The sequence below is a fragment of the Dactylosporangium sp. CA-152071 genome (genome assembly GCF_050936335.1).
In the GTDB taxonomy this organism is placed as follows: domain Bacteria; phylum Actinomycetota; class Actinomycetes; order Mycobacteriales; family Micromonosporaceae; genus Dactylosporangium; species Dactylosporangium maewongense.
The window spans coordinates 6,119,598-6,142,620 of record NZ_JBNJMZ010000001.1; the positions used below are offsets into that span (position 1 = coordinate 6,119,598).

The window sequence follows — 23,023 nt, forward strand, 5'->3', positions numbered from 1 at the left end:
CAAATTGACCTTCAAACCCGTATTCATGACAGTACTTTCAGTAGTTCCTGCTGCTCAGAGTTACAGGGACTTGAGGTGGCGGGCGGCCTCGGGGAGGGGTTCGCCGACGGTGCGGTGCAGGGCGAGCCATAAGCCCGGGATCGCGCCGGCGGGTTCGCCCCGGGCGGCGAAGAGCGCCGTCAGCCAGTCGCTGGCCTCGCGGAGCAGCCTCGGGTCGTCGGTGAGCAGCGCCGCCGACAGGGCGTGCAGGGCGTGGTCGATCGCGTCGTCGAACAGGCCGCCGTCCTGCGAGGCCGGGTCCTGCGAGGCCGGGTCCTGAGGTCCGGAGTGGGGGGACTCGAGCCAGCTCCGGCGGGCCGTGGCGCGGAACTCGGCGAAGCGGACGACCATCTCGGCGTGCTCGTCGGCGCCGGTGTGGCGGGCGCGGTCCGTGGCGGCGCTGTGAAGGTCCCCGCGGGCGACGAGGCCGTCGAGCACCGCCGCGGCGGCGCGGGCGTCCTTCGCCCAGCCGGAGGCGCCCAGCGCCCGGGCCCGCGTGTCGTCCGGTCCGAAGGCGCCGCCGCCGACGAGGACCGGCAGGCCGGCCTCGCGGGCGGCGTCGATGAGGCGGCGGGCGGCGGGCAGGGAGGCGGCGACGGAGCAGCTGATCGCGACCGCGTCGGCGTCCACGTCGTCGAGGAAGCGGGCGAACTGACGGGCCGGCATCGACGCGCCGAGGAAGGTGGTGCGCCAGCCGGCCGCCTGCAGGCAGTACCCGACCAGGCGGGCCGGCAGGCCGTGCCACTCGCGCTCCGCGCAGGTGAGGATCACGTGGCCGAACGGGTCGGCGGGAGCGGTGATGCGGGCGCCGACGGCGAGGGCGACGGACTCGCTGATCGCGGTCGCGGCGTGCTCGTGGGCGACGGTCCACGAGCCGGCCGCCCAGCGCAGGCCGACCTGCTCCTGCGCGCGGCCCACGACGTCGAGCAGGACGTCGACCGGGTCGGCGCCGCCGTCGACCAGCGCGAGCGCGTGCGCCACGGCGCCCGCCGCGTCCCGGCGCTCCAGGAACGAGAAGTACGGCCCGAAGGGCAGAGCGGTCACGAGGCGGCCGCCCGCAGGGCCAGCACCGCCAGGTCGTCGCGTTGCGTGCCGTCGGAGCCTTCGAGCACGGCGATCTCGATCGCCTCCACCAGCGCGTCGACGCCCACCTGCGCGTACTGCGACAGCAGCTCGGCGAGGCGCCGCGTGCCGTCGCGGACGCTGTGGTGGCGGGCCTCGGTGACGCCGTCGGTGTAGAGGACGAGGGTGTCGCCGGGTGACAGGGTGACCTCCGCCGGCGTGTACTCGACCTCGGGGACCAGGCCGGCGGCGAGGCCGCGCACCGCGACGGGCTCCACCGAGCCGGAGGCGCGGACGGCCAGCGGCGGCGGGTGGCCGGCGGAGGCGACCTTCACGTGCAGGGCACCGCAGGGCTGGCGGCGGACCCGGCCGTAGACGGCGGTCACGTACCGGCCGGAGGCGGTGCCGTCGAGCATCGTGTTGAGGGCGCGGAGCACCGCGGCGGGGTCGCGGTCGACGGCGGAGGCGCCGCGGACGGTGTGCCGGGCCTGGCCGGTGACCACGGCCGCCTCGACGCCCTTGCCGGAGACGTCGCCGAGGACGAACGACCAGTCGTCGGGGCTGCCCCACGCGTCGTAGAAGTCGCCGCCGATCTCGGCGTCGGTGGAGGCGGCACGGTAGCGGGCGGCGAGCGCGCTGCCCTCCAGCTTCGGCAGCTCCGGCGGCCGGAGGCTGGCCTGCAGGACGGTGGCCACGCCGGCGCGCTCGGCATACCGGCGGGCGGCGTCCAGCGCGAGCGCGATGCGGACCGCCAGCTCCTCGGCGATGGAGATGTCCTCGGCGACGAACCCGAAGCCGGTGCGGCGGGCGAGCGTCAGCGTGCCGAACGTCGTGCCGCGGGCGGTCAGCGGCAGGCCCAGCACGTCGGCCGGGCGCAGCGCCGCGACCTGCTCGCGCATCCGCTCGTCGGGCACGAGGGCGAGCAGGCCGTCGGGCTCCAGCGGGTCCTGCTCCAGCGAGACGTGCAGCAGCTCCGGCCGCCCGGTGACCAGTAGCCTCGACTGCCCGTTGACCCCGTCGGCGTCGGGATGGCGCCGGGCCGCGGAGGAGGTGCCCGTCTTGTTGACGACGAGGCTGGTGTACGACGCCCCGTCCCGACCGATGAGCATGATCTGCGCCCAGTCGGCGAGGTGCGGCACGCATGCGGTCAGCGAGCGCCGGACGGTGTGCGGCAGGTTGAGCGACCCGGAGACGGTGCGGCTGGCGTCGGCGAGGAACTGGGCCCGCCGCTGGGCGACGGCCAGCATGGCAGTGTCGTCCAGCGAGTCGGGGGCACGCCCCACGAAGCCCAGGTCGCTGGTCATGGGTTCGAGTCTGCGTCGTACCCCGGACCGGGTCAAACGGTGTGAGCGTTTGAAGTCCGCCCGATGGGTACCACACACTGTTGACCAGCGATCAGTAGCCGATCCGTAGCTCGGTTCGCGAAAGGACACAGCGCAACGTGGTCAACGACGAGACGGTCTGGGAGCTGTCGGTGCGCCGCGAGGGGCAGCGGGCACGACTCGACACGGTGGGTGACCTGGATCTGGACACCGCACCGAAGCTGCTCACCGAGGTGGTCAAGCAGCTGGACGCAGGCGTGACGGAGCTGGTCATCGACCTGACCGAGCTCGCCTTCATCGACTCGAGCGGGCTGGGGACGCTGGTCGGCTGCTGGCGGCGGGCACAGCAGGCGGGCGCGACCTTGATCGTCGCCAACCCCAACGACGACGTGTCCATGACCCTGGAGATCACCGGTCTGGACCAGATCCTGCCGATCAGGGACGAGAAGCAGGCCGCCTGAACGACGAGCGGGCGAGAAGCAGGCCGCCTGAACAACGGGCATCAGCGCTGACAAACGAGAACAACGAGCACCAGCGCTGATGAACGGGAAGGACGCCGGCCTAGATCAGCTCGGCCCAGACGATCTTGCCGATCGGCTGCGGGCGGACGCCCCACGAGTGGGCCAGCCGCGACACGATGAACATGCCCCGCCCCGAGGTGCTGGTCTCGTTGTCGATCTCGGTGATCCGTGGCAGGGCGGGGCTCGCGTCGCCCACCTCGATGAGCACCGCGCAGTCGCGGCGCAGCAGGCGCAGCGCGGCCGGCGGGATGCCGTGCCGCAGCGCGTTGGCGACCAGCTCGTGCCCGACCATCACCGCGGCGCGGGTGAGGTGGGGCAGGTCCCACACGTGCAGCGCGCGCGTGATCACCCGGCGGGCCTGACGCGCCTCGCCGGCGGGCACCTCGACGCTGACCGCGTCCGCGCCGGGCGCGACGAGGTCGTCGGGGTCGACCGTGAACACGTACCTCATGGTGCCCGCTCACGCCCCCGTTGAACAGTGACACGGCGCCGCGAGTCGGGCAGGTGACAGGTTTGCGGCAGGTCTGCGATGGGCAAACCGAAACCCAATCGAACTCCAGGGGGGCCCGTAATGCTCGTCCAGCCAGAAATGACGGTCGCCGGTGGCGCGCAGCGCTCTTCGGACCTGCGTGCCGCGCTGTCGGCGCGTCATCAGGAGCTCGCCGACGAGTATGCCGAGGCGGTCGCCGAGATGACCCTCGCGGGTGTGGTCGACGCCGGTGACGACGTCGCCGACCTGGGCACCAAGGCGTTCAGCCGGGACCAGGAGCTCGCCCTCGCGCTGTCGATCCGCGGCCGGATGGACCAGGTGGAGCGGGCGCTGGAGCGGCTCGCGGATGGCACGTACGGCCGGTGCGAGCGCTGCGCCGAGGACATCCCGGTCGCCCGCCTGACGGCCTTCCCGTCGGCGACCCTCTGCGTCCACTGCAAGAGCCTGACCGAGCGCCGGTAACGACCACCGCGAGAGCCTGACCGGGCGCCGGTAACGACCACCGCGAGAGCCTGACCGGGCGCCGGTAACGACCACCGCGAGAGCCTGACCGAGCGCCGGTAACGGAGAAGGCGGAGCTAGTGGCGGGCGCCGCTGGCGCTCAGCCGCTCGACGACCCCGAGGGCCCGGTGCGCCGCGCTCTGCAGGTGCGGCAGGTAGTCCGCGGCGGCGGAGTCGGCGGCGAGGTCCTCGGACAGGAACGCCACATAGTTGAGGATGGCGCCCAGCGCGTTGGAAAGGTCGTGGGCCCCGTCGGCGATCTCGGCCCGCAACAGGGCGAGCTCGTCGGCCGGTTCCGTCGCGCCCATCCGTCCCCCTGGCTAGAGTGAGTCCCGTTCTACTGTTACGGGGCGTAGTCGAATGGTAACTCTAGTCACAACACTGCTCGTGGTAGCGGTGTTCTTGCGTGCACTTGTGGGGTACGCCGCCACCCGGGATCCGATCCAGCGGGACATCACGCTGATCTTCCTGCCCCCGGTGGTGGTGTGCGCCACCGCGATGGCCCGCCAGGTCCTGGTGAGCCCGCTGCCGCTTGCCGCGAGCGCCGCCTCGACCGCGCTGCTGATGCTGCAGCCGTACCTGACGCTGCGGCTCACCGCCAAGCTGCGGCACGTGCCGGCCTGGCTCAGCCGCGCCCTGCTGGTCGCGCTGCTCGCCAGCATCGCCGCCGTCGCGGTCGCGCCCCGGCCGCTCAACCTCGGCTACCTGCTGCTGGCCTCCGGCGCGTTCACCGTCACCGAGGTGATCGCCGGCACGTACCTGCTGCTGGGCGCCCAGCGGCGCTCCGGCGCGGCCCGGGCCAGGCTGCGGCTCGCCGGGGCCGCCACCTACCTGTTCGTGCTGATGATGCTGATGCTGTTCACCGGCGCCGTGCTGTACCCGGGCACGACCAGCTGGCTGGCGCCCGCCGGCCGGGTCGTGGCGCTGGTGTCCGCGATCGGCTACCTGGTCGCGTTCATACCGCCCGCGTGGCTGCGCCGGATGATGTCGGCCACCGTCTGGTACGAGGCGACCGAGGACCTCCAGCGGCTGCCGGCCGCCGTCAGCACCGGCCAGGTGTGGCGCCGCTACGTCCAGGTGGTGCACGAGACGACCGGCGCCGACGCCGTCGTGCTGGTCCGCACCGCCCCCGACGACCGCCTGGAGCAGGTCGCCGCCGTCTGCCGCTCCGGCGCCAGCCTGCCGCACGAGCCGATGCCCGAGCTGACCGCCGCCGACCTGCAGGCGCTTCTGACCGCCAGGCAGCCGGCCAGGGGAGACAAGAGCGAGCTGGCCGCCTGGTACGCGCAGACCACCGGCGCCCAGTACGTCACCGCGCTCGAGCTGCCGCTGGCGCAGGGCGAGCGCGGCGCCGTGCTGCTGCTCGACCACTACCGCGCCCTGTTCACCGTCGACGACCTGCGCCTCGCGGCGGTGCTCGGCGGCCAGGCCCAGGTCCTGGCGGAGCGCGGCACCATCGTCGCCGAGCAGCGCCGCCTCGCCGAGCAGCTGGCCGAGTCCGTGGACGCGCTCACGTACGCCAGCCAGGCCAAGAGCGACTTCCTCGCCGGCATGAGCCACGAGCTGCGCACCCCGCTGAACGCGATCATCGGCTTCAGCGACCTGATGCGCGCCGAGCACCCCGACGGCGACCGGCGCGCCGTGCCCGCCGAGTGGGTCGACCACATCCACAACAGCGGCCGGCACCTGCTCTGCCTCATCAACGACATCCTCGACCTGGCGAAGGTCGAGGCCGGGCGGATGGAGCTGCACCCGGAGCCGCTCGCCCTCGACGCCGCGGTCAACGACGTGATCACCGGCCTGCGGCCGCTCACCGACCGCAAGCGCCTCGAGGTGACGATCGACGTGCCGCGGGTCGGGGTCCTTGTCGACCCGCTCCGGTTCCGGCAGATCCTGGACAACCTGCTGTCCAACGCGATCAAGTTCACGCCCGAGGGCGGCCGGATCTCGCTGACCGCCGCGCAGGGCGCCGGCGAGGTCGCGCTGACCGTCGCCGACAGCGGGGTCGGCATCGCCGCGGCGGACCACGGCCGCGTCTTCGAGGAGTTCCAGCAGGTCGGCGACGCCGCCCAGCGGAAGGCCGGCACCGGGCTCGGCCTCGCGCTGACCCGGCGGCTGGTCGAGGCGCACGGCGGCTCGATCGCGCTGCAGTCCGCGCTCGGTGAGGGCAGCCGTTTCACCGTACGGCTCCCGGACGCCACCGCCGAGATCCCCGACGCCGCGACCGACGAACCGCTCGCGGACCGGAGCGTCAGCGCGAGCTCTGTGCGCGGCCGGGTGCTGATCATCGACGACGACGCCCGGGCGGCCGAGCTGCTGCGCACCTACCTCAGCGCCGCCGGATACCGGGTGCGGGTCGCGCTCGGCGGCAGCGAGGGCCTGGCCGCGGCGCGGAGCTGGACGCCCGACGCGATCCTGCTCGACGTGATCATGCCGGACATCGACGGCTGGGACGTGATCCGGGAGCTCAAGCAGGAGGACGCGCTGCGCGACATCCCCGTCTTCTTCGCCACGATCGTCGACGACCGCAGGGCCGGGCTGTCGCTCGGCGCCACCGACTTCTTCGTCAAGCCCGTCGACCACGACCTGCTGCTCGCCCAGCTCGCCCGGCACATCGTCCCGGCGAAGGGGGCCGGCGCCGAGGGCGCCTCGGTGCTGGTGGTCGACCGCGACGACCAGACCCGGCACGTCGTCGAGCAGCACCTCCGCGACGGCGGCATCGACGTCGTCACCTGCGACGACGGCCCGGAAGGGCTGCGCCTGTCCCGCGACCGGCGCTTCGACCTGATCATCTGCGACCTGCAGATGGCCGACGTCGACGGCTTCGCGCTCCTCGCCGGGCTCGAGGGCGACCCGGCGACCAGGGGGATCCCGGTCCTGGCGCTGACCGAGCCGGACCTGTCCGACGCCGACCGGGTCCGCCTGACCGGCAAGGTCATCGGCACCATGCCCCGCAGCGCCGCCGCCTCCGACGGCGTCCGCGAGTGGGTCGACCTGGCCGCCGTGGCCAGCACACTGTCCGACGCACGCGGAAACGGAGCGATCTGACATGAGCAAGGTTCTGCTGGTCGAGGACGAGGAGCTGAACCGGGTCCTGGTCCGGGCGATCCTCGCCCGTGCCACCGACGACACGATCCGCCGGGTCGAGCTGGTGGAGGCGGGCAGCCTGCAGGTGGCCCGCGACGCGCTCGCGGAGCACGCCGTCGACCTGATCCTCCTGGACGTCAACCTGCCCGACGGCAACGGGCTCAGCCTCGCCGCCGACCTCAGCGCCCAGCCGGACCGCCCGCAGGTGATCGCCCTGACCGCGAGCGTGCTGCCGCACGAGCGGGCCGCGGCGATGAGCGCCGGCTGCGACGCGTTCCTCGACAAGCCCTACGGCGCGCAGGACCTATTGAAGATCATCGGTGAGCATCTCCCCTGATGACCGGGTTTGAGCGTCACCTACCCGTGGGTAGGTGAATTGACGCTCACTCATCGTTGCTGGGGAGGAACGGGTGCGAACACTCGCCGATGGTCTCCGCCTACAGATGGACGCGCTGGACTACGTCCTGCTGTCGCTCTACTTCATCACCGTCCTGGGCGTGGGCCTCGCCGCCCGCCGCTCCATCAAGAACAGCGCCGACTTCTTCCTGTCCGGGCGTTCGCTGCCCGCCTGGGTGACCGGTCTCGCGTTCGTCTCCGCCAACCTGGGTGCCCTGGAGATCCTGGGCATGGCCGCCAACGGCGCCAAGTACGGGATGATGACCGTCCACTACTACTGGGTCGGCGCCGTTCCGGCGATGGTGTTCCTCGGCATCGTCATGATGCCCTTCTACTACGGCTCCAAGGTGCGCAGCGTCCCCGAGTACATGCGGCGCCGCTTCAACCGCCCCGCCCACCTGCTCAACGCGCTGTCGTTCGCGCTCGCCCAGGTCCTCATCGCCGGCGTCAACCTGTACGCGCTCGCGCTGATCATGCAGGCGCTGCTCGGCTGGCCGCTATGGACCGCGATCGTGGTCGGGGCCGCGATCGTCCTGGCGTACATCACCCTCGGCGGTCTCTCCAGCGCGATCTACAACGAGGTCCTGCAGTTCTTCGTGATCATCGCCGGGCTGCTGCCGATCGCGATCATCGGCCTGGTGAAGGTCGGCGGGATCAACGGGCTGTTCGACGCGGTCCGCGACACGAAGCTCGGCGAGGCCGGCCTGCACACCTGGGCCGGCACCGGCAGCAGCGACAACCCGCTCGGCGCGCCCTGGTGGGGCATCGTCTTCGGGCTCGGGTTCGTGCTGTCGTTCGGCTACTGGACGACGAACTTCGCCGAGGTCCAGCGTGGCCTGTCGGCGCGGAACATGAGCGCCGCCCGCCGGACGCCGATCATCGCGGCCTACCCGAAGGTCCTCATCCCGTTCGTCACCGTCATCCCGGGCCTGGTCGCGCTCGTCACGGTCAAAGGGCTCGGCGCCGACCAGGGCGACCTGCAGTACAACAACGCCATCCCCCTGCTGATGCGCGAGTTCCTCCCGAACGGTGTGCTCGGCATCGCGGTCACCGGCCTGCTCGCGTCGTTCATGGCGGGCATGGCGGCCAACGTCTCCGGGTTCAACACCGTCTTCACGTACGACATCTGGCAGGAGTACGTGAAGCGGGACAAGCCCGACGGCTACTACCTGCGCATCGGCCGCTGGATCACGGTCGTCGGCGTCATCATCGGCATCGGCACCGCGTTCATCGCCTCCGGCTACAGCAACATCATGGACTACATCCAGGCCCTGTTCTCGCTGTTCAACGCCCCGCTGTTCGGTGCGTTCATCATCGGCATGTTCTGGAAGCGGATGACCGCGTGGGCGGGCTTCTGGGGGCTGCTCACCGGCACGGTCGCGGCGTTCATCGTCTACGCCGGCTACAAGTGGTGGGGCTGGTTCACGTTCGGCTCCGACCTCGACGAGTCGTTCTGGGGCGCCGGCATCGCGTTCGTGACCGTCGCGATCGTCTCCGTCGTCGTCACCCTCTTCACCACCCGGAAGACCGACGAGGAGCTCAGCGGCCTCGTGTACGGCATCGGAAGCCACGACCTGAGCGCCGGCGAGCTCGCCGGTGACCGGGCCTGGTACCGCTCCCCGGTCCTGCTCGGCGCCGGCGCGCTGATCCTGGCCTTCGCGTTCTACCTGCCGTTCCTGTAGGGGGTGCTGCACATGTCCGACCAGCCGACGAAAGCGGAGACCGCCAGGGCGGCCCGGTTGTTCGACGTCCGCCGCGTCATCGGCGGCCTGTTCACCGTGTACGGCGTGATCGTCACCATCGTCGGCCTGTTCGACTCGCAGGCCGAGATCGACAAGGCCGCCGGCGTGCGGATCAACCTGTGGATCGGGCTCGGCATGCTCGCGCTCGGCCTGCTGTTCCTGCTGTGGCAGTGGTGGCGGCCCGCCGAGCCGCCGCCGGCGAGCGACATCCCACCGGCGGACCAGGTTCGGGAGTAACAGCCAGTTCCGGGCTCCGGCGCGACGGGGGACACTGCGCGGCATGGAAATCGTGCTCGCTGACATCGCGCCGGACCCGGAGCCGTCCGCGACCGGAGTGGCGGTCGTGGTCGTGATCGGCGGGATCGTGGTGGTGACCGCCGTCATCGTGCTCGTCGTGTGGCTCCTACGCCGGTCCCGGTCCTAGAGCAGCCCAGAACAGCCCTAGGACACCAGCCCGATGAGCACCGACGCGGCGTTCGCCCCGAGACTCGTCACCAGCAGCAGCGCCGGGTCGCGGCGGCACGCCAGCCACAGCGCCGCCGCCTCGACCACCACGACCGCCGCCTCCGCGCCCCACAGCGCACCCGCGGACGGGCGCGGCGCCAGCGACCACCACAGCACCGGGTGCGTCAGCAGGTTCACGGCGACCCCGAGCAGCGCCGCCTTCCGCCAGGCCACCAGGCGGAGCGCCGTCAGCGCCAGCACGTACAGCGGAACCTCCACGGCGAGGGTCAGCAGCAGCGCCGGGATCACCCCTTGAAGGTAACGCTGAAGGTAACGCTGCAGTTCCTGGTCGCCGCCGGTGCCGCCCTCACCGTCGCCCTCGGCGCGCCGCTCGCCACGACCGTGCTCGGCCTCATCGCGTTCGGCGTGCTGCACAACGTCCTGGAGCTGCGCTACGTCACCGGGCGGTTCGCGCCGGTGCTCAACGGCCGGTTCCTGGCCGTGCTGCTCGGGCTGATCACCGCGATCGTGCTCTGCCGGCTCGCCGCGATCGTCGTCGGCCAGCCGGCCCGCACCGCGGAGATCCTCATCGGCTACGCCGTCCTCGCCGCCGGGTGCGCGCACGCGCTGCGCGGCTGGCTGCTCGGCCTGTCCGGCGCGGTCCTCGCGGTCGCCGGCGCGGTGTCGCTGACCTGGCCGGCCTACCACTTCGTGGTCCTCGCACACCTGCACAACGTCGTGCCGCTGTTCTTCCTGTGGGAGTGGGCCGCGACCCTGCCACCCGCGACCCGCCGCTGGTTCCGGGGCATCCAGGTGGGCTGGGTGCTCGTGCTGCCGTCGCTGCTGCTGTACGGCGTCGCCGACGCCGCACTGCGGGACGTCTCCGCCTCGGCGGTGGCCTCGTTCGCCGGCGACCCCGCGAAGATCGTCGCGCTCAGCGCCCCACCCGGCGCCGACACGGTCATCGGCGCGCGGTTCCTCGTCGTGTTCGCGTTCCTGCAGACCATGCACTACTTCGTCTGGGTCTGGTTCCTGCCACGGCACGCGCCGGACGCGGCCAGGGCCTTCGAGCGGCGGGTGCCGTGGCTGCGCGGCCCGCGCGCCTGGGCCCTCGGCGCGGGCCTCGGCGGCGTCCTCGCCATGCTCTTCGCCGTCGACTACGCCTCCGGCCGGGCGATGTACGCGGCATTCGCCTCGTACCACGCGTACCTGGAGTTCCCGGTGTTGCTCGCGTTGCTCCTCGGTGCCGATGCAGCGCGTTCACAGCTGGTTTTCAGGGAAACCGGACCCGGCAGCCAGGAAGCGGCGGCAATGTCGACGGTGACAAGGGAACACTGACGCACCTGGGAGCGAATCATGACGCGGCTGCTTGTGGTCGACGACGAGCCGGACATCGTCGAGCTGCTGTCCGCGAGCCTGAAGTATCACGGCTACGATGTGGCCAGCGCCACCAGCGGCCGGCAGGCGATGGAGGAGGCCCGCCGCTTCCGCCCCGACATGATCCTGCTCGACGTCATGATGCCCGAGCTCGACGGCTTCGAGGTGCTGCGCAAGCTGCGCGGCGAGGGCACCCGCGTGCCGGTCCTCTTCCTCACCGCCCGCGACGCCACCGAGGACAAGATCAAAGGCCTGACCCTGGGCGGCGACGACTACGTCACCAAGCCCTTCAGCCTGTCGGAGATCCTCGCCCGCATCCAGGCCGTCCTGCGGCGCGTCGCCGACCCGGCCGGCGGCGCCGCGGCCGCGTCGTCCCGGCTGACCTTCGCCGACATCGAGCTCGACGAGGACACCCACGAGGTGTTCAAGGCGGGCCAGGAGGTCCAGCTGTCGCCGACCGAGTTCAAGCTGCTGCGCTACTTCATGACCAACCCCGGCCGCGTCCTGTCCAAGGCCCAGATCCTCGACCACGTCTGGCAGTACGACTTCGGCGGCGACGCCGGCGTCGTCGAGTCCTACGTGTCGTACCTGCGCAAGAAGATCGACACCTCGGAGCCCCGCCTGCTCCAGACCCTGCGCGGCGTCGGCTACTCCCTCCGGCTGCCCCGGACATGAACGCCTGGCCGCTCCGGGTCAAGCTCGTCGCCCTGATGCTCCTGCTCCTCACCGTGGCCCTCGCCGTCACCGGTGGCGTCAGCCTCTACAGCACCCGCTCGTTCGCCTACCAGCGGGTCGAGGACCAGCTCCGCGGCAGCGCCAACAAGCCGGGCGATCCCTGCAGGGTCCGGCAGGATCTGTTCGACGGTCCGGCGCAACGCAGCGCCTACTGGGTCGGCTGCCTGAACAGCGCCGGTGCGATCACGCAGGTGTACTTCATCAAGAGCGCGAGCAACGACGCGCAGGGCGCGCCAGACCTGCCCACCAGCATCGTTGCGCTCCTCGCGGATACCGACCCGACCCCACAGGGCGACTACCTGCTCACCATCCCCCCCAAGGGCGGCGTGGGTCACGACTGGCGAATTCTGGTCACACGCGACCCGATCCGTGGCCCGGTGGTGATCGGCCTGAGCCTGGACGAGGTCGACGAGACGGTCAACCGGCAGCTGTGGGTCACGATCGGCGTCGGTGCGGGGGTTCTCGTGGCACTCGCCGTGGTCGCGTATCTGCTGGTGCGGTCCAGCCTGCGGCCTCTCGTCGAGGTCGAGCAGACCGCGGAGGCGATCGCGGCGGGTGACCTGACGCGACGCGTACCAGAGGCGCATCCGAGAACCGAGGTCGGCGGCCTGTCGACGGCGTTGAACACGATGCTCGGGCAGATCGAGACCGCGTTCGAGGAGCGGCGGGCCAGCGAGGAGGCGGCCCTCGCGTCGGAGGAGCGCATGCGCCGCTTCGTCGCCGACGCCAGCCACGAGCTGCGCACCCCGCTGACGTCGATCCGCGGCTTCGCCGAGCTGCACCGCCAGTCGGGCGGAGCCGACGAGACCGTCGGCCGGATCGAGCACCACGCCACCCGCATGGGCCTGCTCGTCGACGACCTGCTGCTGCTCGCCCGGATGGACCAGCAGCGCCCGCTGGAGAAGAAACCGGTCGACCTGCTGGCCCTGGCCACCGACGCGATGATCGACGCCCGGGTCACCGCCCACCACCACAAGCTGCGCCTGCGCACCCTCGGCGGTGGCGACGACGACGTGGACCTGGAGGAGCCGGTCGTCCTCGGCGACGAGACCAGGCTGCGCCAGGTGCTCCAGAACCTCATCACCAACGCGTTGACGCACACCCCCGCCGGCACCGAGGTGACCGTGTTCGTCGGGACGGAAGGCCGCGACGCGGTCCTCGAAGTAGCCGACAACGGTCCCGGCATGACGCAGGAGGACGCCGACCGCGTCTTCGAACGCTTCTACCGCACCGACCCGAGCCGCACCCGCGCGCTCGGCGGCTCCGGCCTGGGCCTGTCGATCGTCAGCGCCCTGGTGACCGCACACGGCGGCAAGGTCACCCTCCGCACCGCCCCTGGCGAGGGCGCCGCCTTCCGCGTCACCCTCCCCCGGCACACCCCCGGAAAGCCGTGATCCGGAAGACCTTGTGTACCCAGGGGTGCACAAGGTCTTCCGGATCATTGAGAGCGGGACGTTACGGGTGGGTCCAGGTCTGGGCGCCCGTGCCGTTGCAGTCGTAGATCTGCAGCTGGGTGCCGTTGGTGGTGGTCGAGCCGGGGATGTCCAGGCACTTGTTCGCCTGGGGGTTGCGGATCGAGTTGTTCGCGCCGATCACCCACTGCTGGGCCGCGGTGCCGTTGCACGTGTAGAGCTGCACCAGCGTGCCGTTCGTGGTGCCGCTGGCCTTCACGTCGAGGCACTTGCCGGCCAGGCCGGTGATGGTGCCGTTGGCGTTGACGGTCCACTGCTGCGCGCCGGTGCCGTTGCAGTCGTAGATCTGGACCTTGGTGCCGTCGGCGGTCTGGCTCGCGTTGATGTCGGCGCACTTGCCCAGCGCCGTCAGCGTGCCGGTCCGCGCGCCCGGGGTGCCGATGCCCGGGCCGGTGAAGGTGTAGCTGTCCAGGTCGAGGATCGCCCCCGAACCGCCGGTGAACACGATGTACAGGTCGTGCGTCCCGTCGTCCGGCTTCGTCACCGGCCCGCTGACCTCGGCGTAGGTCTCCCAGCCGCCGGTGTTGGGCACGGTGAGGCGGGCGACCTCGGTGCCGGTGGGGGAGTCGTAGCGGAAGGAGACCGTGCCGCCGCCACCGCCGGAGGAGACGCGCGCCTTGACGCCCGTGATGTTCTTCAGCGACACCGCGTGGTGCCGGACGCTCTCCCCGGACTGGATGTCGCCGAGCCGCTTGCCGCCGTCGGCCGCGGCCGCCGTGATGACCTGCGGGCCGGACAGCGACACGTAGTGCTCGGCCTGCCAGTACTTGGGCCAGAGCGTGAACTCCGAGGAGCCGGTCAGCGGCACCGAGCCGGCCGCGCCGTTGTCGGTGTAGGTGGCGCGGACGACGAAGAACAGCACCGAGTCGGGCCCGGCGTGCACCGGCCCGGTGTTGAAGGTGGCGGAGCAGCCGGTGCCGGAGCCCTCGTCGTGGGCGTGCTCCTGGTGGCCGAGCGCGACCGCGATCACGATCTTGGAGCAGTCGATCGGGCCGTCCTGCGGGTCGGTGGCCGAGGCCGTGACCGTGAAGTTGTCGTTCCAGTCGAACATGCCGCCCGCCGGGACGCCGGAGATCGTGACGGTCGGCCGGTTGTTGCCGACGGTGATCGGCACGAGCGTCGTGCCGGTGTGGCCCGCCGGGTCGCGCACCGTCAGCCGTGCCTGCTTCGCGCCGTTCGTCGTGTACGTGTACGACGGGTTCGCCGCGGTGGAGTCCGTCGTGCCGTTGTTGTCGAAGTCCCAGGCGTACGTGATGGCGTCGCCGTCAGGGTCGCTGGAGCCGGCGCTGGAGAAGGTCACCGCGAGCGGCGCGAGCCCGTTGTCCTTGTTGACGGTGGCCTTGGCGACCGGCGACCGTCCACCCTGGACATAGTTGATTTTGTACAGGCCGGCGTCGGCGGCTCCGGAGAAGTAGCCGCTGCCGTACTCCAGCATGTACATCGAACCGTCGGGGCCGAACTGCCAGTCGATCGGGTGCACGAAGGGCATGCCCGCGTTGACCGGCTCGATCCCGCCGGAGACCGGGTTGCCGGTGGCCGGGTTGTTGTTGTCGAAGTTGACCATCTTGACCCAGTTGCGGCAGTACTCGGAGATGATCCACTTGTTGTCGTAGTACTGCGGCCACTTCACCGACGAGTTGAGGTTGGGGTCGTAGTGGTACACCTCGGTGTGGTTCGGCGAGCCGCACCCGCCGGGGCTGTCCAGCTGCGGCCACTGCACGCTGCCGCCGTGCTGCTCCCAGACCAGCGCCGGCTTGGTCGCCGGCAGCTGCTGCAGGCCCGTGTTGCGGGGTGAGTTGTTGACCGGCCCGGTGCTGCCGCCGCACGGGAACCAGCCGCGCGGCGCGTTGGCCGCGAAGTCCCAGTCGTTGTAGGCCACGTTCGGGCCGCCGCAGTAGGGCCAGCCGTAGTTGCCGGGGCCGCTCGCCCGGTTGAACTCGTCGAACGCCGCCGGCCCGCGGTTGGCGACCGTCGCACCCGCGTCGGGGCCGACCTCGCCCCAGTAGAGGGTGTTGTTGGCCTTGGTGTCGACCCAGATCCGGTACGGGTTGCGCGTGCCCATGATGTAGATCTCGCCCCGGGTCTGCGCGCTCTGCGCGAAGAGGTTCCCGGCCGGGATCGTGTAGGTGCCGTTGCTCTCCGGGTGGATCCGGTTGATCTTCCCGCGCAGGTCGTTGGTGTTGCCCGAGGTGCGCTGGGCGTCGTACTGCGGGTCGCGGTTGGTCCGCTCGTCGATCGGCGCCATGCCGGCCGAGTCGCCGCCGGAGTTGGTGTTGTCGCCGACCGCGAAGTAGAGGTTGTTGTTGCTGTCCCAGGTCATCGACCCGGCCGAGTGGCAGCACAGGTTCCGCTCGGTCGGCCACTCGATGATCATGTCCTCGCTGGCGGGGTCGAGGACGTTGGTCGAGGGGTTGAAGGTGAACCGGGAGATCCGGTTGACCAGCGGCGTCACCTTCGGCGAGTAGAAGATGAAGACCCAGCGGTTGGTGGCGAACTGCGGGTGCAGCGTGATGCCGATCAGCCCGTCCTCGAAGCGCGCGTCCAGCTGGAGCGTCAGCGCCACGGTCGTGGACTGGGTGGTGGGGTTGTACAGCCGGACCTGGCCGCCGGCGGCGGTGGTGCCCCGGTTGATGTACATGACCTTGCCGTCGGGCAGGACGGCCAGCTCGATCGGCTCGCCCATCGTCAGTCCGCCGTCGAGCTTGACCTTCTCGAAGTCGCTGGCGGGCGGCGGCGCCGCGGCGGCGGGAGCGGGGGCGGCGGCCTCGACGGTCGCGAACGTCGCGAGACCCACGAGACTCGACGCGATCAGGGCCAGGGCTGACGTGCCGACGGTCCATCGTCGGCGGTGGGGGTGTTTCACCGGACCTCCTGTGAGCGGACTGCCCGATGGCCTCCCGCCGACTGGAGGACATCGATGTGCGCCAGACAGTAACGTCTTTCGTTCGAAAGCAACAGACTTTCCTCGATATTGACGAAAGTCGGTTACCTCTTCCGTGGTTGGGCCTACCGGAGGCCCGCGACAGTTGGGTATGAAATGAGGGTGTTCGATGAATGGGTCGACCTCTGGGACGTGACCCTTCGAATCCGGCGCGAAGGCTCGGGCCCGCCGGTGCTGCTCCTGCACGGGCACGCCGGCACCCTGGAGGTCTGGGACGAGCTCGCCCCGCTCCTCGCCGCGCACCACACCGTGGTCCGGCCGGACCTGCGCGGCCACGGTGCGTCGGCCCGGGCGACCGACGAGGACTGGCCGGCGCTCGTCCACGAGATGGTCCTGGACAGCCTGGCGCTCATGCACTCGCTCGGCCACGACAGCTTCGCCGTCGTCGGCTGGGACCTCGGCGGCCACGTCGCGGCGGCGCTGGCGGCGGAGCACCCGACGAAGATCGACCGGCTGGTCGCCGTCGACGCCGTCCCGCTGCCCCCGCCGGCCTGCCCCACGCTCGTCCTGTGGTCGGACGGGCCGCCGTTCACCGAGTCCCTGCTCGACTTCCTCAGGCCCGGTAGAACATGACCGCCGCCGGGTCGTGCGCCGGCAGCGGGTAGGTGTGCGTGACCTTCAACGCCTGGTCGAGCACCTTGACCTCGGTCGCGGTCACCACGACCAGGCCGCCGTCCGGGCGGAACCAGACGTGCTCGAACGCGCCCAGCTGCAGGCGCATCCGCTTGACCGTGTTGTAGACCACCACCGTGCGGTACACGTGGCTCGGGTCGCTGTTGACGTTGCCCAGCGCCACCAGCAGGCCGCTGTCGGAGACCGCCTGCACCGAGGTCGGGCAGCCCGCCGTGCGCTCGCACTCGTCCAGCCCGGTGACCGGCACCGTCCGCGTCGCGCCCGCGCCCTCGGTCGAGACCTTGAGGTCGTTGCCCTGGAACAGGTAGGCGGTCGTCACGCCGCTCGGCGAGTACGCCAGGTACTGCGGCCGGTCCGGGAGAGGGTGGGCCGCGCCGGTCGCCACGTCGTACCGGACGCCGCCCGCGACCAGCGCCGAGCCGTCGGGCGTCCAGACGACGGTGTTGCCGCCGTCCCACCGGACGTTCTTCGCCACCACGTGACGGGCGCCGCCGCTGGTGGCGACCACCAGGTCGCCCGGGGCGATCCGGTCGCGGTCCGGGGACGTGTTGATCGCCAGCCGGGTCCCGTCGGGCGACGGCGTCGCGTACATGTCCTCGCCGGTCGCGGTGCCGAAGTTCACCGTCTGCAGGGTTCCGCCGGCGTACCGGTGAAGCTCGATCGCCTTGCCGGCCTTCAGGGTGAGGAAGGACAGCGCGCCCGGGATCGCGGCAGCGGGCGACGGCGGCGCCGAGGAGGGCGAGGAGGACGGCGCGGACGACGGCAGGGACGGCGATCGGGACGGCGTGGCCGAGACGGCCGGCACCACGTCCGGCCGGGTGTCCTCGTGCCGGACCTTCAGCAGGGCCGCGCCGCCGGTCAGGGCCACCGCCACCGCCACCCCGGCGGCCGAGGCGGCCAGCGTCCGGCGCATCCGCAGCCGCCGCGACGCGCGGTCAACCCGCTGCCGCAGGCCGGCCAGGTCGGTGCCGGCCATCTCGCCGGCGAGGTCGTCCAGGCGATCGTGCAGGTTCATCGGAACATCCCCTCCGTCGCCGTGCCGGCGTGGTCGTCCGGCAGTGCCCTGCGCAGCGCCGCCAGCCCGCGGGCGAGGTGGCTCTTGAGGGTGCCGACCCGGCACCCCAGCAGCTCGGCGGCCTCCGCCTCGCTGCGGTCCTCGAAGTAGCGCAGCACCACGGCCGCGCGCTGGCGGGCCGGCAGCGTCAGCAGCGCCTGCCGCAGTGCCAGTCGCAAGGCCAGCCGGCTGGTCGCGTCCGTGGCATGGTCGCGCCCGTCGCTGCGCTCGGGCAGGTCACCCGGCAGGGACTCCGGGACGCGCCTGCGCCGCCACCGGCTGACCTGCAGGTGATACATGACCTGCCGGGCGTACGCCTCGGGGTTGCCGCCGTCGCGCAGCCGCCGCCACGCCCGGTGGGTGCGGGCGAGGGCGTCCTGCACCAGGTCCTCGGCCAGGTGCCGGTCCCCGGTCAGCAGGTACGCCGTGCGCAGCAACGCCGGCGTCCGGGCCCGGTAGAAGGCCTCGAAGTCGTGCTCGTCCGGTTCCATCAGCGCTATGAACGCCGACGGGCCACCAACGGGTTACACAGCCGGGTGCCCGGGATCCGCGAGGGATCCCGGGCACCCGACCCTGTGGGAGTCATGCCTTGGCGATGGAGTCGCCGTCGACCTTGATGGCGACGGCCTTGAGCGGCTTGCCGGCCGGCCCGTTGGCGACCGAACCGTCGGCGACCTTGAACTTGCTGCCGTGGCACGGGCAGTTGATGGTGCCGCCGGACACGTCTCCCACGACGCAGCCGGCGTGCGTGCACACCGCGGTGAAGCACTTGAACTGGCCGGCGGTCGGCTGGGTCACCACGATCTTCTGGTCCTCGAAGATCTTGCCGCCGCCGACGGGGATGTCGGAGGTCTTCGCGAAGCCACCGCCCCCACCGCCCCCACCGGTCGTGCCGCCGCCGGTGGCCGCCGCCGCGGTGTCCGCGCCGCCGGTCGCGGCGGGTGCCGCCCCGTCCGAGGAGGTGCCCGTGTCGCCGTAGGCCGCGCAGCCCGCGAGGGCCGCGGTGAGGCCGGCCGCACCGGCGCCGGCGATCAGGGTCCGTCGAGTCGTGTTGCTCATGGTTCTTCGATTCCCTTTCAGATCTTGACGCCGAACGTGGTGAAGAACCACAGCGCGGAGGTGACGAACAGGCCGGAGAGCGCGGTGAAGACCAGCCCGCCGAAGAGCGGCAGTGCCCAGTTCGGCACGCCCTTCTTGGCGAGGAGCAGCATCTTCGCGGCGAAGACGCCGTAGAAGAAGCAGCCGAACAGCGAGTGCATGAGCGTGCGGGTGTCGAAGTCGGCGAAGCCCAGCGCGTACAGGCAGTGCAGGGCGACCGGGATCGACGCGATGAACGCCAGGCGGCCGGACCAGCGGTGCAGGCCGCCGAGCCAGCCCGCGTTCGGCAGCGGGATCTTGCCGTACATGACGAGCGCGGTGAAGAGCTGCACGACCGCGAGCGCGAAGGCGAGCGTCGCGAGCCACACCTTGACCGTCTGCGGGCTGGAGAAGCCCGCGACGTTCACCGCGATGCCGGTCGGCTCGTGCACCTTGCCGTAGACGCCGAGGGCGCCGGCGACGAAACAGGCGACCAGCACCGGCACGATGAGGGTCGCGGCCGTCCTGTTCGTGGGCTGAGAGTTGGTGGGCTGGACGACCGGAGCGGTCTGGGTCTCATCCGGGGACATGGTGACGGCTCTCCTCTCAGTAACCGGAGCTGGCGTTGGGGTTGCCCGCCTCGATCGGGACCTTGGTCCCGTCGACCGTGGCGGTCTTGCTGTTCACGTCGAACGGCGGCGCCTCGCTGGTCTCGCCGTTCTTCGTCTGCACGCCGACCTGGCGGCCGTCCGGCAGGACGACCCAGCTGGCGTCGAGCTTGCTGCGCAGCGACGCGGCGGAGCGGTACAGGCCCGAGGGCGCCGCGGCCACCTTGACGGTGAAGCCCCACGACTTCGTGCCGGCGGTGACGTCGCCCTTGACCTGGCCGCCGCCGTACGTGCCCTTCAGGCTGCCCTTGGCGCCGGTGAGCTCGACCTGACCGTTGGCCATGGTGCCGTTGAGCCACGCCTCGACCTTCTTGCCGTCGCAGACGTAGGCGATCGCCTTGCCGTTGTTGACGACGATCGCGAGCGAGGCGGCCCCGCCGTCGACCGCGCCGGCGTACGTGACCGTGCCCTGCTGGCCGGCGTTGCCGCTGCCGTCGCCGACCGGCGCGCTGGACGCCGGTTGCGAAGGAGGCGGGTCGGCGGCCGGTTGCGAAGAGGCCGGCGCGGCGACGGTCCCGGTCTGCTTGGCCGAGGCCGAGGCCTGGTTCTTCTCGACATCGTTGCTGAGGTCGACGTTGAGCGTGTACAGAACGCCGGCGACAACAAGTCCGGCGCCGAGCGTGACGAGCGGTGCCTTGAACCTCATCGGTGACTCCCACAGTTGATCGCACCCGTCAGGTGCTTCGATGAATATGAGACCGAGGTTGGCGTACCGTGTCTGCGTCCAAAGACGCACAACGCAACTGCTGCAATGTCGCCAAAGTGACCAGCTAGAGAATGGGTGCGTTCGATGCCTCGTGTCGTGGTCTGGGCGAGCCACCTGGCATTGCCCCTCGCGGGCCTGTGGCTGCTGCTGACCCGTCCGGGGGCGGACCTGATCTGGCAGCACCACGACACGCACTTCTGGCTGGTCCTCGTGGTCGCCGCGGTCAACGTCGCGGTGGGCGCCGCGATGAGCGTCGCCGCGCACCGCCGGCAGGACGGGCGGCTGTTCCTCGTCTCGCTGGTGTTCCTGGCCGGCGCCGGCTTCCTGTTCGCGCATGCGCTCGCCACCCCGAAGGTCCTCATCGCGCACCCCAACGCCGGCTTCGACATGGCGATGGCGGTCGGCCTGATCATCGGTGCACTGCTGGCGTTGGCGTCGTCGGTACGTCTCCCGCCCGGCATCACCCGGTGGCAGCTGGCCCTGCGCCCGCTCCTGGCGGCCGTCCTGTTCGCCTGGATCGTCGTGTCGGTGCTGGACCTGCCGCCGCTGAACCGGCAGACCCAGGTGCGCGACGTCGAAGGGCCGATGGTCGTCGCCTCGTATGCCGCGGTCGCGCTGTACCTGGTCGCCGCGGTCCGCTTCTACCTGCGGTACCGGCGCGCGCCCGGCGTGGTGCTGCTGTCGGTGGTGACCGCGTTCGTGCTGCTGGCCGAGGCGATGCTGGCGGTGACCCTGGCCGACAAGTGGCGGCTGTCGTGGTGGGAGTGGCACCTGATCCTCACCGTGGCGTTCCTGTTCGTCGGCTACTCCGCCTACGTGCAGTACCGGCGCGAAGGCAGCGCCGCGGGGCTCTTCGACGGGATCGCGGTCGCCGAGACCACCCGCCGGATCCGGGCGCAGTACACCGAGGCGCTCGAGGAGCTCGTCACCGCCCTGCAGGAGTCCGAGGCGGGCGGCCGGCCGGAGCGGCTCGCGGCGCGGATGGCGGAGCGCTTCGGGCTCACCGAGAAGCAGGCCGAGGTGCTCGACCGGGCCGCCGCCGCGCTGCTCGCCGAGCGCGACCTGACGGGCCGGCTCGGCGCGCTCGTCACCGTCGGCGAGCAGGCCCGCGTCGGCGCCGGCGAGGACGAGTTCCTGCGCTCTGCGGTCGACGCGGTCCGCCCGTCCTTCGGCGACGTCGAGGTCGGCCTCGTCTCCGGCGGCGTCACCGCCGTGACCGGCGCCGACGTGCTGCCGCTGACGGTCAAGGGCAAGGTCGCCGGCGGGGTGCGGATCCCCGCCACCGGGCGCCCCGAGCTGCGCGCCACCCTCGCCAACCAGCTGTCCATCGGGCTGGAGAACGCGCGACTGTACGGGGAGCTGTCGACGCTCTTCCGGCAGTACATGTCGCCGGACGTCGCGGCCGCGCTGCTCGCCGACCCGGGGCAGGCCGCGCTCGGCGGCCAGCTGGTCGACGTCACGGCGCTCTTCGCCGACCTGCGCGGCTTCACGACCTTCTCCGAGGCGGTCGAGCCGGGCGAGATCGTCGAGATGCTCAACCGGTACCACGGGGTCGCCGTCCCCTGCATCCTCGACAACGGCGGCACGATCGTGCAGTTCGTCGGCGACGCGCTGCTGGCGCTGTTCAACGCGCCCGCCCGGCAGGACGACCACGAGACGCGGGCGGTCCGCGCGGCCCTGCAGATGCAGGACGCGGTGCGGGTGATCGCCGCCGGGCACCCCGGCTGGCCGCGTTTCCGGGTCGGCGCCAACACCGGCCCGGCGCTCGTCGGCAACATCGGCAGCGAGCTGCTGCGCGGCTTCAACGCGATGGGCGACGCCGTCAACGTCGCGGCGCGCCTGCAGACGATCGCCGAGCCCGGTCAGGTCGTCATCGGCGGCGCCACCCACGACGCGCTGCGCGGCGTGGTCGCGACCCCCCTCGGCGACCTCGAAGTGAAAGGACGCCGACAGACAGTCCGGGCATATGTGGTGCAGAGTTTGAACCCGTGACCGAGTTCTTCGACCTGCTGAATACAGACGAGCAGGCCGCGCTGGAGGCGGCCGGGCACCGGCGGCAGTGGAAGCGCGGCGCGGTCATCTACCGCGAGGCGAGCCGCTCCGAGTCGGTGATCGTGCTCAAGGCCGGCCGCGTGAAGGTCTCCTCCGACACCGCCTCAGGCACCGAGGTGGTCCTCGCCGTGCGCGGCCCCGGCGCGCTGCTCGGCGAGCTGTCCGCGGTCGACGGCGGCCCGATGTCGGCGACCGTCACCGCCCTCGAACCGGTCGTCGCGCTCGCCGTGCCGTCACCGGAGTTCGAGCGCTACCTGCTGGGCCACGCGCGCGTCTCGATGCTGCTCATGCGCGAGCTGATCGGCCGGCTCCGCGACGCGGACCGCAAGCGGATCGAGTTCGGCGCCTACGACACCACCGGGCGGGTCGCGGCCCGCCTCGTCGAGCTCGCCGAGCGCTTCGGCGAGCAGACGGACGAGGGGCTGCGGATCAGCCTGCCGCTGTCGCAGGACGAGCTCGCCGGCTGGACGGGGTCGTCGCGTGAGGCGGTCACGAAGGCGTTGCGCACGCTGCGTGAGGAGGGCTTGATCCAGACCGGTCGCCTGCACGTGATCGTCAGGGACCTCGCCGCATTGAGAGATCGCGCTCAATAGCCGGGTTCACCCTTGCTTTGACCCTCGCACCACCACCCTTACCCCGATGTGGATCTTTACACCCTGCAAGGACCACTTAGTCTCTCGCGACAGGTGCATCGAGGCATCGAC

At 71.4% G+C, this 23,023-nt stretch carries 24 protein-coding genes; 13 read left to right on the top strand and 11 right to left on the bottom strand.

Going from position 1 to position 23,023, the window contains the following annotated elements:
• Positions 1–60: 60 nt before the first annotated feature.
• The gene (locus tag ACQEVZ_RS27415) at positions 61–1,083 is read right to left on the bottom strand and encodes a cobalamin B12-binding domain-containing protein (protein WP_433371494.1); all 1,023 of its coding nucleotides are present in this window, start codon (positions 1,081–1,083) and stop codon (positions 61–63) included.
• A complete protein-coding gene (locus tag ACQEVZ_RS27420) occupies positions 1,080–2,405 on the bottom strand; it encodes a PP2C family protein-serine/threonine phosphatase (protein WP_433371497.1) in 1,326 nt (441 codons plus the stop codon). The genes ACQEVZ_RS27415 and ACQEVZ_RS27420 overlap by 4 nt, the downstream gene beginning before the upstream one ends.
• 137 nt (positions 2,406–2,542) lie before the next feature.
• Between ACQEVZ_RS27420 and ACQEVZ_RS27425 the strand changes: the two genes are divergently transcribed.
• Entirely contained in the window at positions 2,543–2,884 is a 342-nt protein-coding gene (locus tag ACQEVZ_RS27425; RefSeq protein WP_344501020.1) for an STAS domain-containing protein, read from the top strand.
• 100 nt (positions 2,885–2,984) lie between these two features.
• Here ACQEVZ_RS27425 and ACQEVZ_RS27430 read toward each other — a convergent pair whose 3' ends face one another.
• Positions 2,985–3,395 carry an ATP-binding protein gene (locus tag ACQEVZ_RS27430; RefSeq protein ID WP_433371501.1) on the bottom strand — a complete coding sequence of 137 codons (411 nt, stop codon included), beginning with the start codon at positions 3,393–3,395 and terminating at the stop codon, positions 2,985–2,987.
• Between the two features lie 78 nt (positions 3,396–3,473).
• Between ACQEVZ_RS27430 and ACQEVZ_RS27435 the strand changes: the two genes are divergently transcribed.
• On the top strand, positions 3,474–3,896 hold the full coding sequence (locus ACQEVZ_RS27435; RefSeq protein WP_425552145.1) for a TraR/DksA family transcriptional regulator: 423 nt from the start codon (positions 3,474–3,476) through the stop codon (positions 3,894–3,896).
• Between the two features lie 116 nt (positions 3,897–4,012).
• Here ACQEVZ_RS27435 and ACQEVZ_RS27440 read toward each other — a convergent pair whose 3' ends face one another.
• Positions 4,013–4,243 (bottom strand): hypothetical protein, encoded by a 231-nt coding sequence (locus ACQEVZ_RS27440; protein WP_344501026.1) that lies wholly within the window; start codon positions 4,241–4,243, stop codon positions 4,013–4,015.
• A gap of 94 nt (positions 4,244–4,337) precedes the next feature.
• Between ACQEVZ_RS27440 and ACQEVZ_RS27445 the strand changes: the two genes are divergently transcribed.
• The 5 genes from ACQEVZ_RS27445 (at position 4,338) to ACQEVZ_RS27465 (ending at position 9,584) form a co-directional block, all read left to right on the top strand.
• Positions 4,338–6,983 (top strand): ATP-binding response regulator, encoded by a 2,646-nt coding sequence (locus tag ACQEVZ_RS27445; protein ID WP_433371506.1) that lies wholly within the window; start codon positions 4,338–4,340, stop codon positions 6,981–6,983.
• A gap of 1 nt (position 6,984) precedes the next feature.
• Positions 6,985–7,359, top strand: coding sequence for a response regulator (locus ACQEVZ_RS27450; RefSeq protein WP_360559251.1), 375 nt, complete (start codon positions 6,985–6,987; stop codon positions 7,357–7,359).
• 106 nt (positions 7,360–7,465) lie between these two features.
• On the top strand, positions 7,466–9,100 hold the full coding sequence (locus ACQEVZ_RS27455; RefSeq protein WP_433377012.1) for a sodium:solute symporter family protein: 1,635 nt from the start codon (positions 7,466–7,468) through the stop codon (positions 9,098–9,100).
• 12 nt (positions 9,101–9,112) lie between these two features.
• Positions 9,113–9,397, top strand: a complete 285-nt coding sequence (locus ACQEVZ_RS27460) for a hypothetical protein (RefSeq protein ID WP_433371509.1) — start codon at positions 9,113–9,115, stop codon at positions 9,395–9,397.
• A 43-nt stretch (positions 9,398–9,440) separates the two neighbouring features.
• The gene (locus tag ACQEVZ_RS27465) at positions 9,441–9,584 is read left to right on the top strand and encodes a hypothetical protein (RefSeq protein ID WP_344501036.1); all 144 of its coding nucleotides are present in this window, start codon (positions 9,441–9,443) and stop codon (positions 9,582–9,584) included.
• 17 nt (positions 9,585–9,601) lie between these two features.
• On the opposite strand, the gene ACQEVZ_RS27470 is transcribed toward ACQEVZ_RS27465, so the two are convergent.
• A complete protein-coding gene (locus ACQEVZ_RS27470; protein WP_344501038.1) occupies positions 9,602–9,913 on the bottom strand; it encodes a hypothetical protein in 312 nt (103 codons plus the stop codon).
• A gap of 3 nt (positions 9,914–9,916) precedes the next feature.
• On the opposite strand from ACQEVZ_RS27470, the gene ACQEVZ_RS27475 reads away from it, so the two are divergent.
• Genes ACQEVZ_RS27475 through ACQEVZ_RS27485 form a run of 3 tightly spaced genes read left to right on the top strand, consistent with a single transcriptional unit; the run spans position 9,917 to position 13,110 of the window.
• Positions 9,917–10,942, top strand: coding sequence for a hypothetical protein (locus ACQEVZ_RS27475; protein ID WP_433371513.1), 1,026 nt, complete (start codon positions 9,917–9,919; stop codon positions 10,940–10,942).
• A gap of 18 nt (positions 10,943–10,960) precedes the next feature.
• The gene (locus ACQEVZ_RS27480; protein WP_344501042.1) at positions 10,961–11,656 is read left to right on the top strand and encodes a response regulator transcription factor; all 696 of its coding nucleotides are present in this window, start codon (positions 10,961–10,963) and stop codon (positions 11,654–11,656) included.
• Entirely contained in the window at positions 11,653–13,110 is a 1,458-nt protein-coding gene (locus ACQEVZ_RS27485; protein WP_433371517.1) for a sensor histidine kinase, read from the top strand. Before ACQEVZ_RS27480 ends, ACQEVZ_RS27485 begins: the two co-directional genes overlap by 4 nt.
• A gap of 61 nt (positions 13,111–13,171) precedes the next feature.
• Here ACQEVZ_RS27485 and ACQEVZ_RS27490 read toward each other — a convergent pair whose 3' ends face one another.
• Complete coding sequence (locus tag ACQEVZ_RS27490) at positions 13,172–16,051, bottom strand: carbohydrate-binding protein (protein WP_433371520.1); 2,880 nt, start codon at positions 16,049–16,051, stop codon at positions 13,172–13,174.
• Positions 16,052–16,225: 174 nt separating this feature from the next.
• Between ACQEVZ_RS27490 and ACQEVZ_RS27495 the strand changes: the two genes are divergently transcribed.
• Positions 16,226–16,702 (top strand): alpha/beta fold hydrolase, encoded by a 477-nt coding sequence (locus tag ACQEVZ_RS27495; RefSeq protein ID WP_433371523.1) that lies wholly within the window; start codon positions 16,226–16,228, stop codon positions 16,700–16,702.
• Here ACQEVZ_RS27495 and ACQEVZ_RS27500 read toward each other — a convergent pair.
• From ACQEVZ_RS27500 to ACQEVZ_RS27520, 5 genes are all read right to left on the bottom strand, one after another.
• Positions 16,683–17,777 carry a hypothetical protein gene (locus tag ACQEVZ_RS27500; protein ID WP_433371526.1) on the bottom strand — a complete coding sequence of 365 codons (1,095 nt, stop codon included), beginning with the start codon at positions 17,775–17,777 and terminating at the stop codon, positions 16,683–16,685. The two genes, ACQEVZ_RS27495 and ACQEVZ_RS27500, sit on opposite strands and share 20 nt — an antisense overlap.
• The gene (locus ACQEVZ_RS27505; protein WP_433371529.1) at positions 17,774–18,307 is read right to left on the bottom strand and encodes a SigE family RNA polymerase sigma factor; all 534 of its coding nucleotides are present in this window, start codon (positions 18,305–18,307) and stop codon (positions 17,774–17,776) included. Before ACQEVZ_RS27505 ends, ACQEVZ_RS27500 begins: the two co-directional genes overlap by 4 nt.
• A 91-nt stretch (positions 18,308–18,398) precedes the next feature.
• Positions 18,399–18,875: a Rieske (2Fe-2S) protein gene (locus ACQEVZ_RS27510; protein WP_360559261.1), complete on the bottom strand. Its 477-nt coding sequence runs from the start codon at positions 18,873–18,875 to the stop codon at positions 18,399–18,401.
• 17 nt (positions 18,876–18,892) lie between these two features.
• Positions 18,893–19,483, bottom strand: coding sequence for a DUF6529 family protein (locus tag ACQEVZ_RS27515; protein WP_433371533.1), 591 nt, complete (start codon positions 19,481–19,483; stop codon positions 18,893–18,895).
• Between the two features lie 16 nt (positions 19,484–19,499).
• Positions 19,500–20,207 carry a hypothetical protein gene (locus tag ACQEVZ_RS27520; protein WP_433371535.1) on the bottom strand — a complete coding sequence of 236 codons (708 nt, stop codon included), beginning with the start codon at positions 20,205–20,207 and terminating at the stop codon, positions 19,500–19,502.
• 144 nt (positions 20,208–20,351) lie between these two features.
• Between ACQEVZ_RS27520 and ACQEVZ_RS27525 the strand changes: the two genes are divergently transcribed.
• Positions 20,352–22,259 (top strand): adenylate/guanylate cyclase domain-containing protein, encoded by a 1,908-nt coding sequence (locus ACQEVZ_RS27525; RefSeq protein ID WP_433371538.1) that lies wholly within the window; start codon positions 20,352–20,354, stop codon positions 22,257–22,259.
• Positions 22,256–22,912, top strand: a complete 657-nt coding sequence (locus ACQEVZ_RS27530) for a Crp/Fnr family transcriptional regulator (protein WP_433371541.1) — start codon at positions 22,256–22,258, stop codon at positions 22,910–22,912. Before ACQEVZ_RS27525 ends, ACQEVZ_RS27530 begins: the two co-directional genes overlap by 4 nt.
• Positions 22,913–23,023: the final 111 nt, after the last annotated feature.

Coding starts and splice junctions, on each gene's coding strand:
- ACQEVZ_RS27420 (WP_433371497.1), bottom strand. CDS start 2,405: ATGACCAGCGACCTGGGCTTCGTGGGGCGTGCCCCCGACTCGCTGGAC.
- ACQEVZ_RS27430 (WP_433371501.1), bottom strand. CDS start 3,395: ATGAGGTACGTGTTCACGGTCGACCCCGACGACCTCGTCGCGCCCGGC.
- ACQEVZ_RS27435 (WP_425552145.1), top strand. CDS start 3,474: ATGGGCAAACCGAAACCCAATCGAACTCCAGGGGGGCCCGTAATGCTC.
- ACQEVZ_RS27440 (WP_344501026.1), bottom strand. CDS start 4,243: ATGGGCGCGACGGAACCGGCCGACGAGCTCGCCCTGTTGCGGGCCGAG.
- ACQEVZ_RS27450 (WP_360559251.1), top strand. CDS start 6,985: ATGAGCAAGGTTCTGCTGGTCGAGGACGAGGAGCTGAACCGGGTCCTG.
- ACQEVZ_RS27455 (WP_433377012.1), top strand. CDS start 7,466: ATGGACGCGCTGGACTACGTCCTGCTGTCGCTCTACTTCATCACCGTC.
- ACQEVZ_RS27460 (WP_433371509.1), top strand. CDS start 9,113: ATGTCCGACCAGCCGACGAAAGCGGAGACCGCCAGGGCGGCCCGGTTG.
- ACQEVZ_RS27465 (WP_344501036.1), top strand. CDS start 9,441: ATGGAAATCGTGCTCGCTGACATCGCGCCGGACCCGGAGCCGTCCGCG.
- ACQEVZ_RS27480 (WP_344501042.1), top strand. CDS start 10,961: ATGACGCGGCTGCTTGTGGTCGACGACGAGCCGGACATCGTCGAGCTG.
- ACQEVZ_RS27485 (WP_433371517.1), top strand. CDS start 11,653: ATGAACGCCTGGCCGCTCCGGGTCAAGCTCGTCGCCCTGATGCTCCTG.
- ACQEVZ_RS27495 (WP_433371523.1), top strand. CDS start 16,226: ATGAGGGTGTTCGATGAATGGGTCGACCTCTGGGACGTGACCCTTCGA.
- ACQEVZ_RS27500 (WP_433371526.1), bottom strand. CDS start 17,777: ATGAACCTGCACGATCGCCTGGACGACCTCGCCGGCGAGATGGCCGGC.
- ACQEVZ_RS27505 (WP_433371529.1), bottom strand. CDS start 18,307: ATGGAACCGGACGAGCACGACTTCGAGGCCTTCTACCGGGCCCGGACG.
- ACQEVZ_RS27510 (WP_360559261.1), bottom strand. CDS start 18,875: ATGAGCAACACGACTCGACGGACCCTGATCGCCGGCGCCGGTGCGGCC.
- ACQEVZ_RS27515 (WP_433371533.1), bottom strand. CDS start 19,483: ATGTCCCCGGATGAGACCCAGACCGCTCCGGTCGTCCAGCCCACCAAC.
- ACQEVZ_RS27520 (WP_433371535.1), bottom strand. CDS start 20,207: ATGAGGTTCAAGGCACCGCTCGTCACGCTCGGCGCCGGACTTGTTGTC.
- ACQEVZ_RS27525 (WP_433371538.1), top strand. CDS start 20,352: ATGCCTCGTGTCGTGGTCTGGGCGAGCCACCTGGCATTGCCCCTCGCG.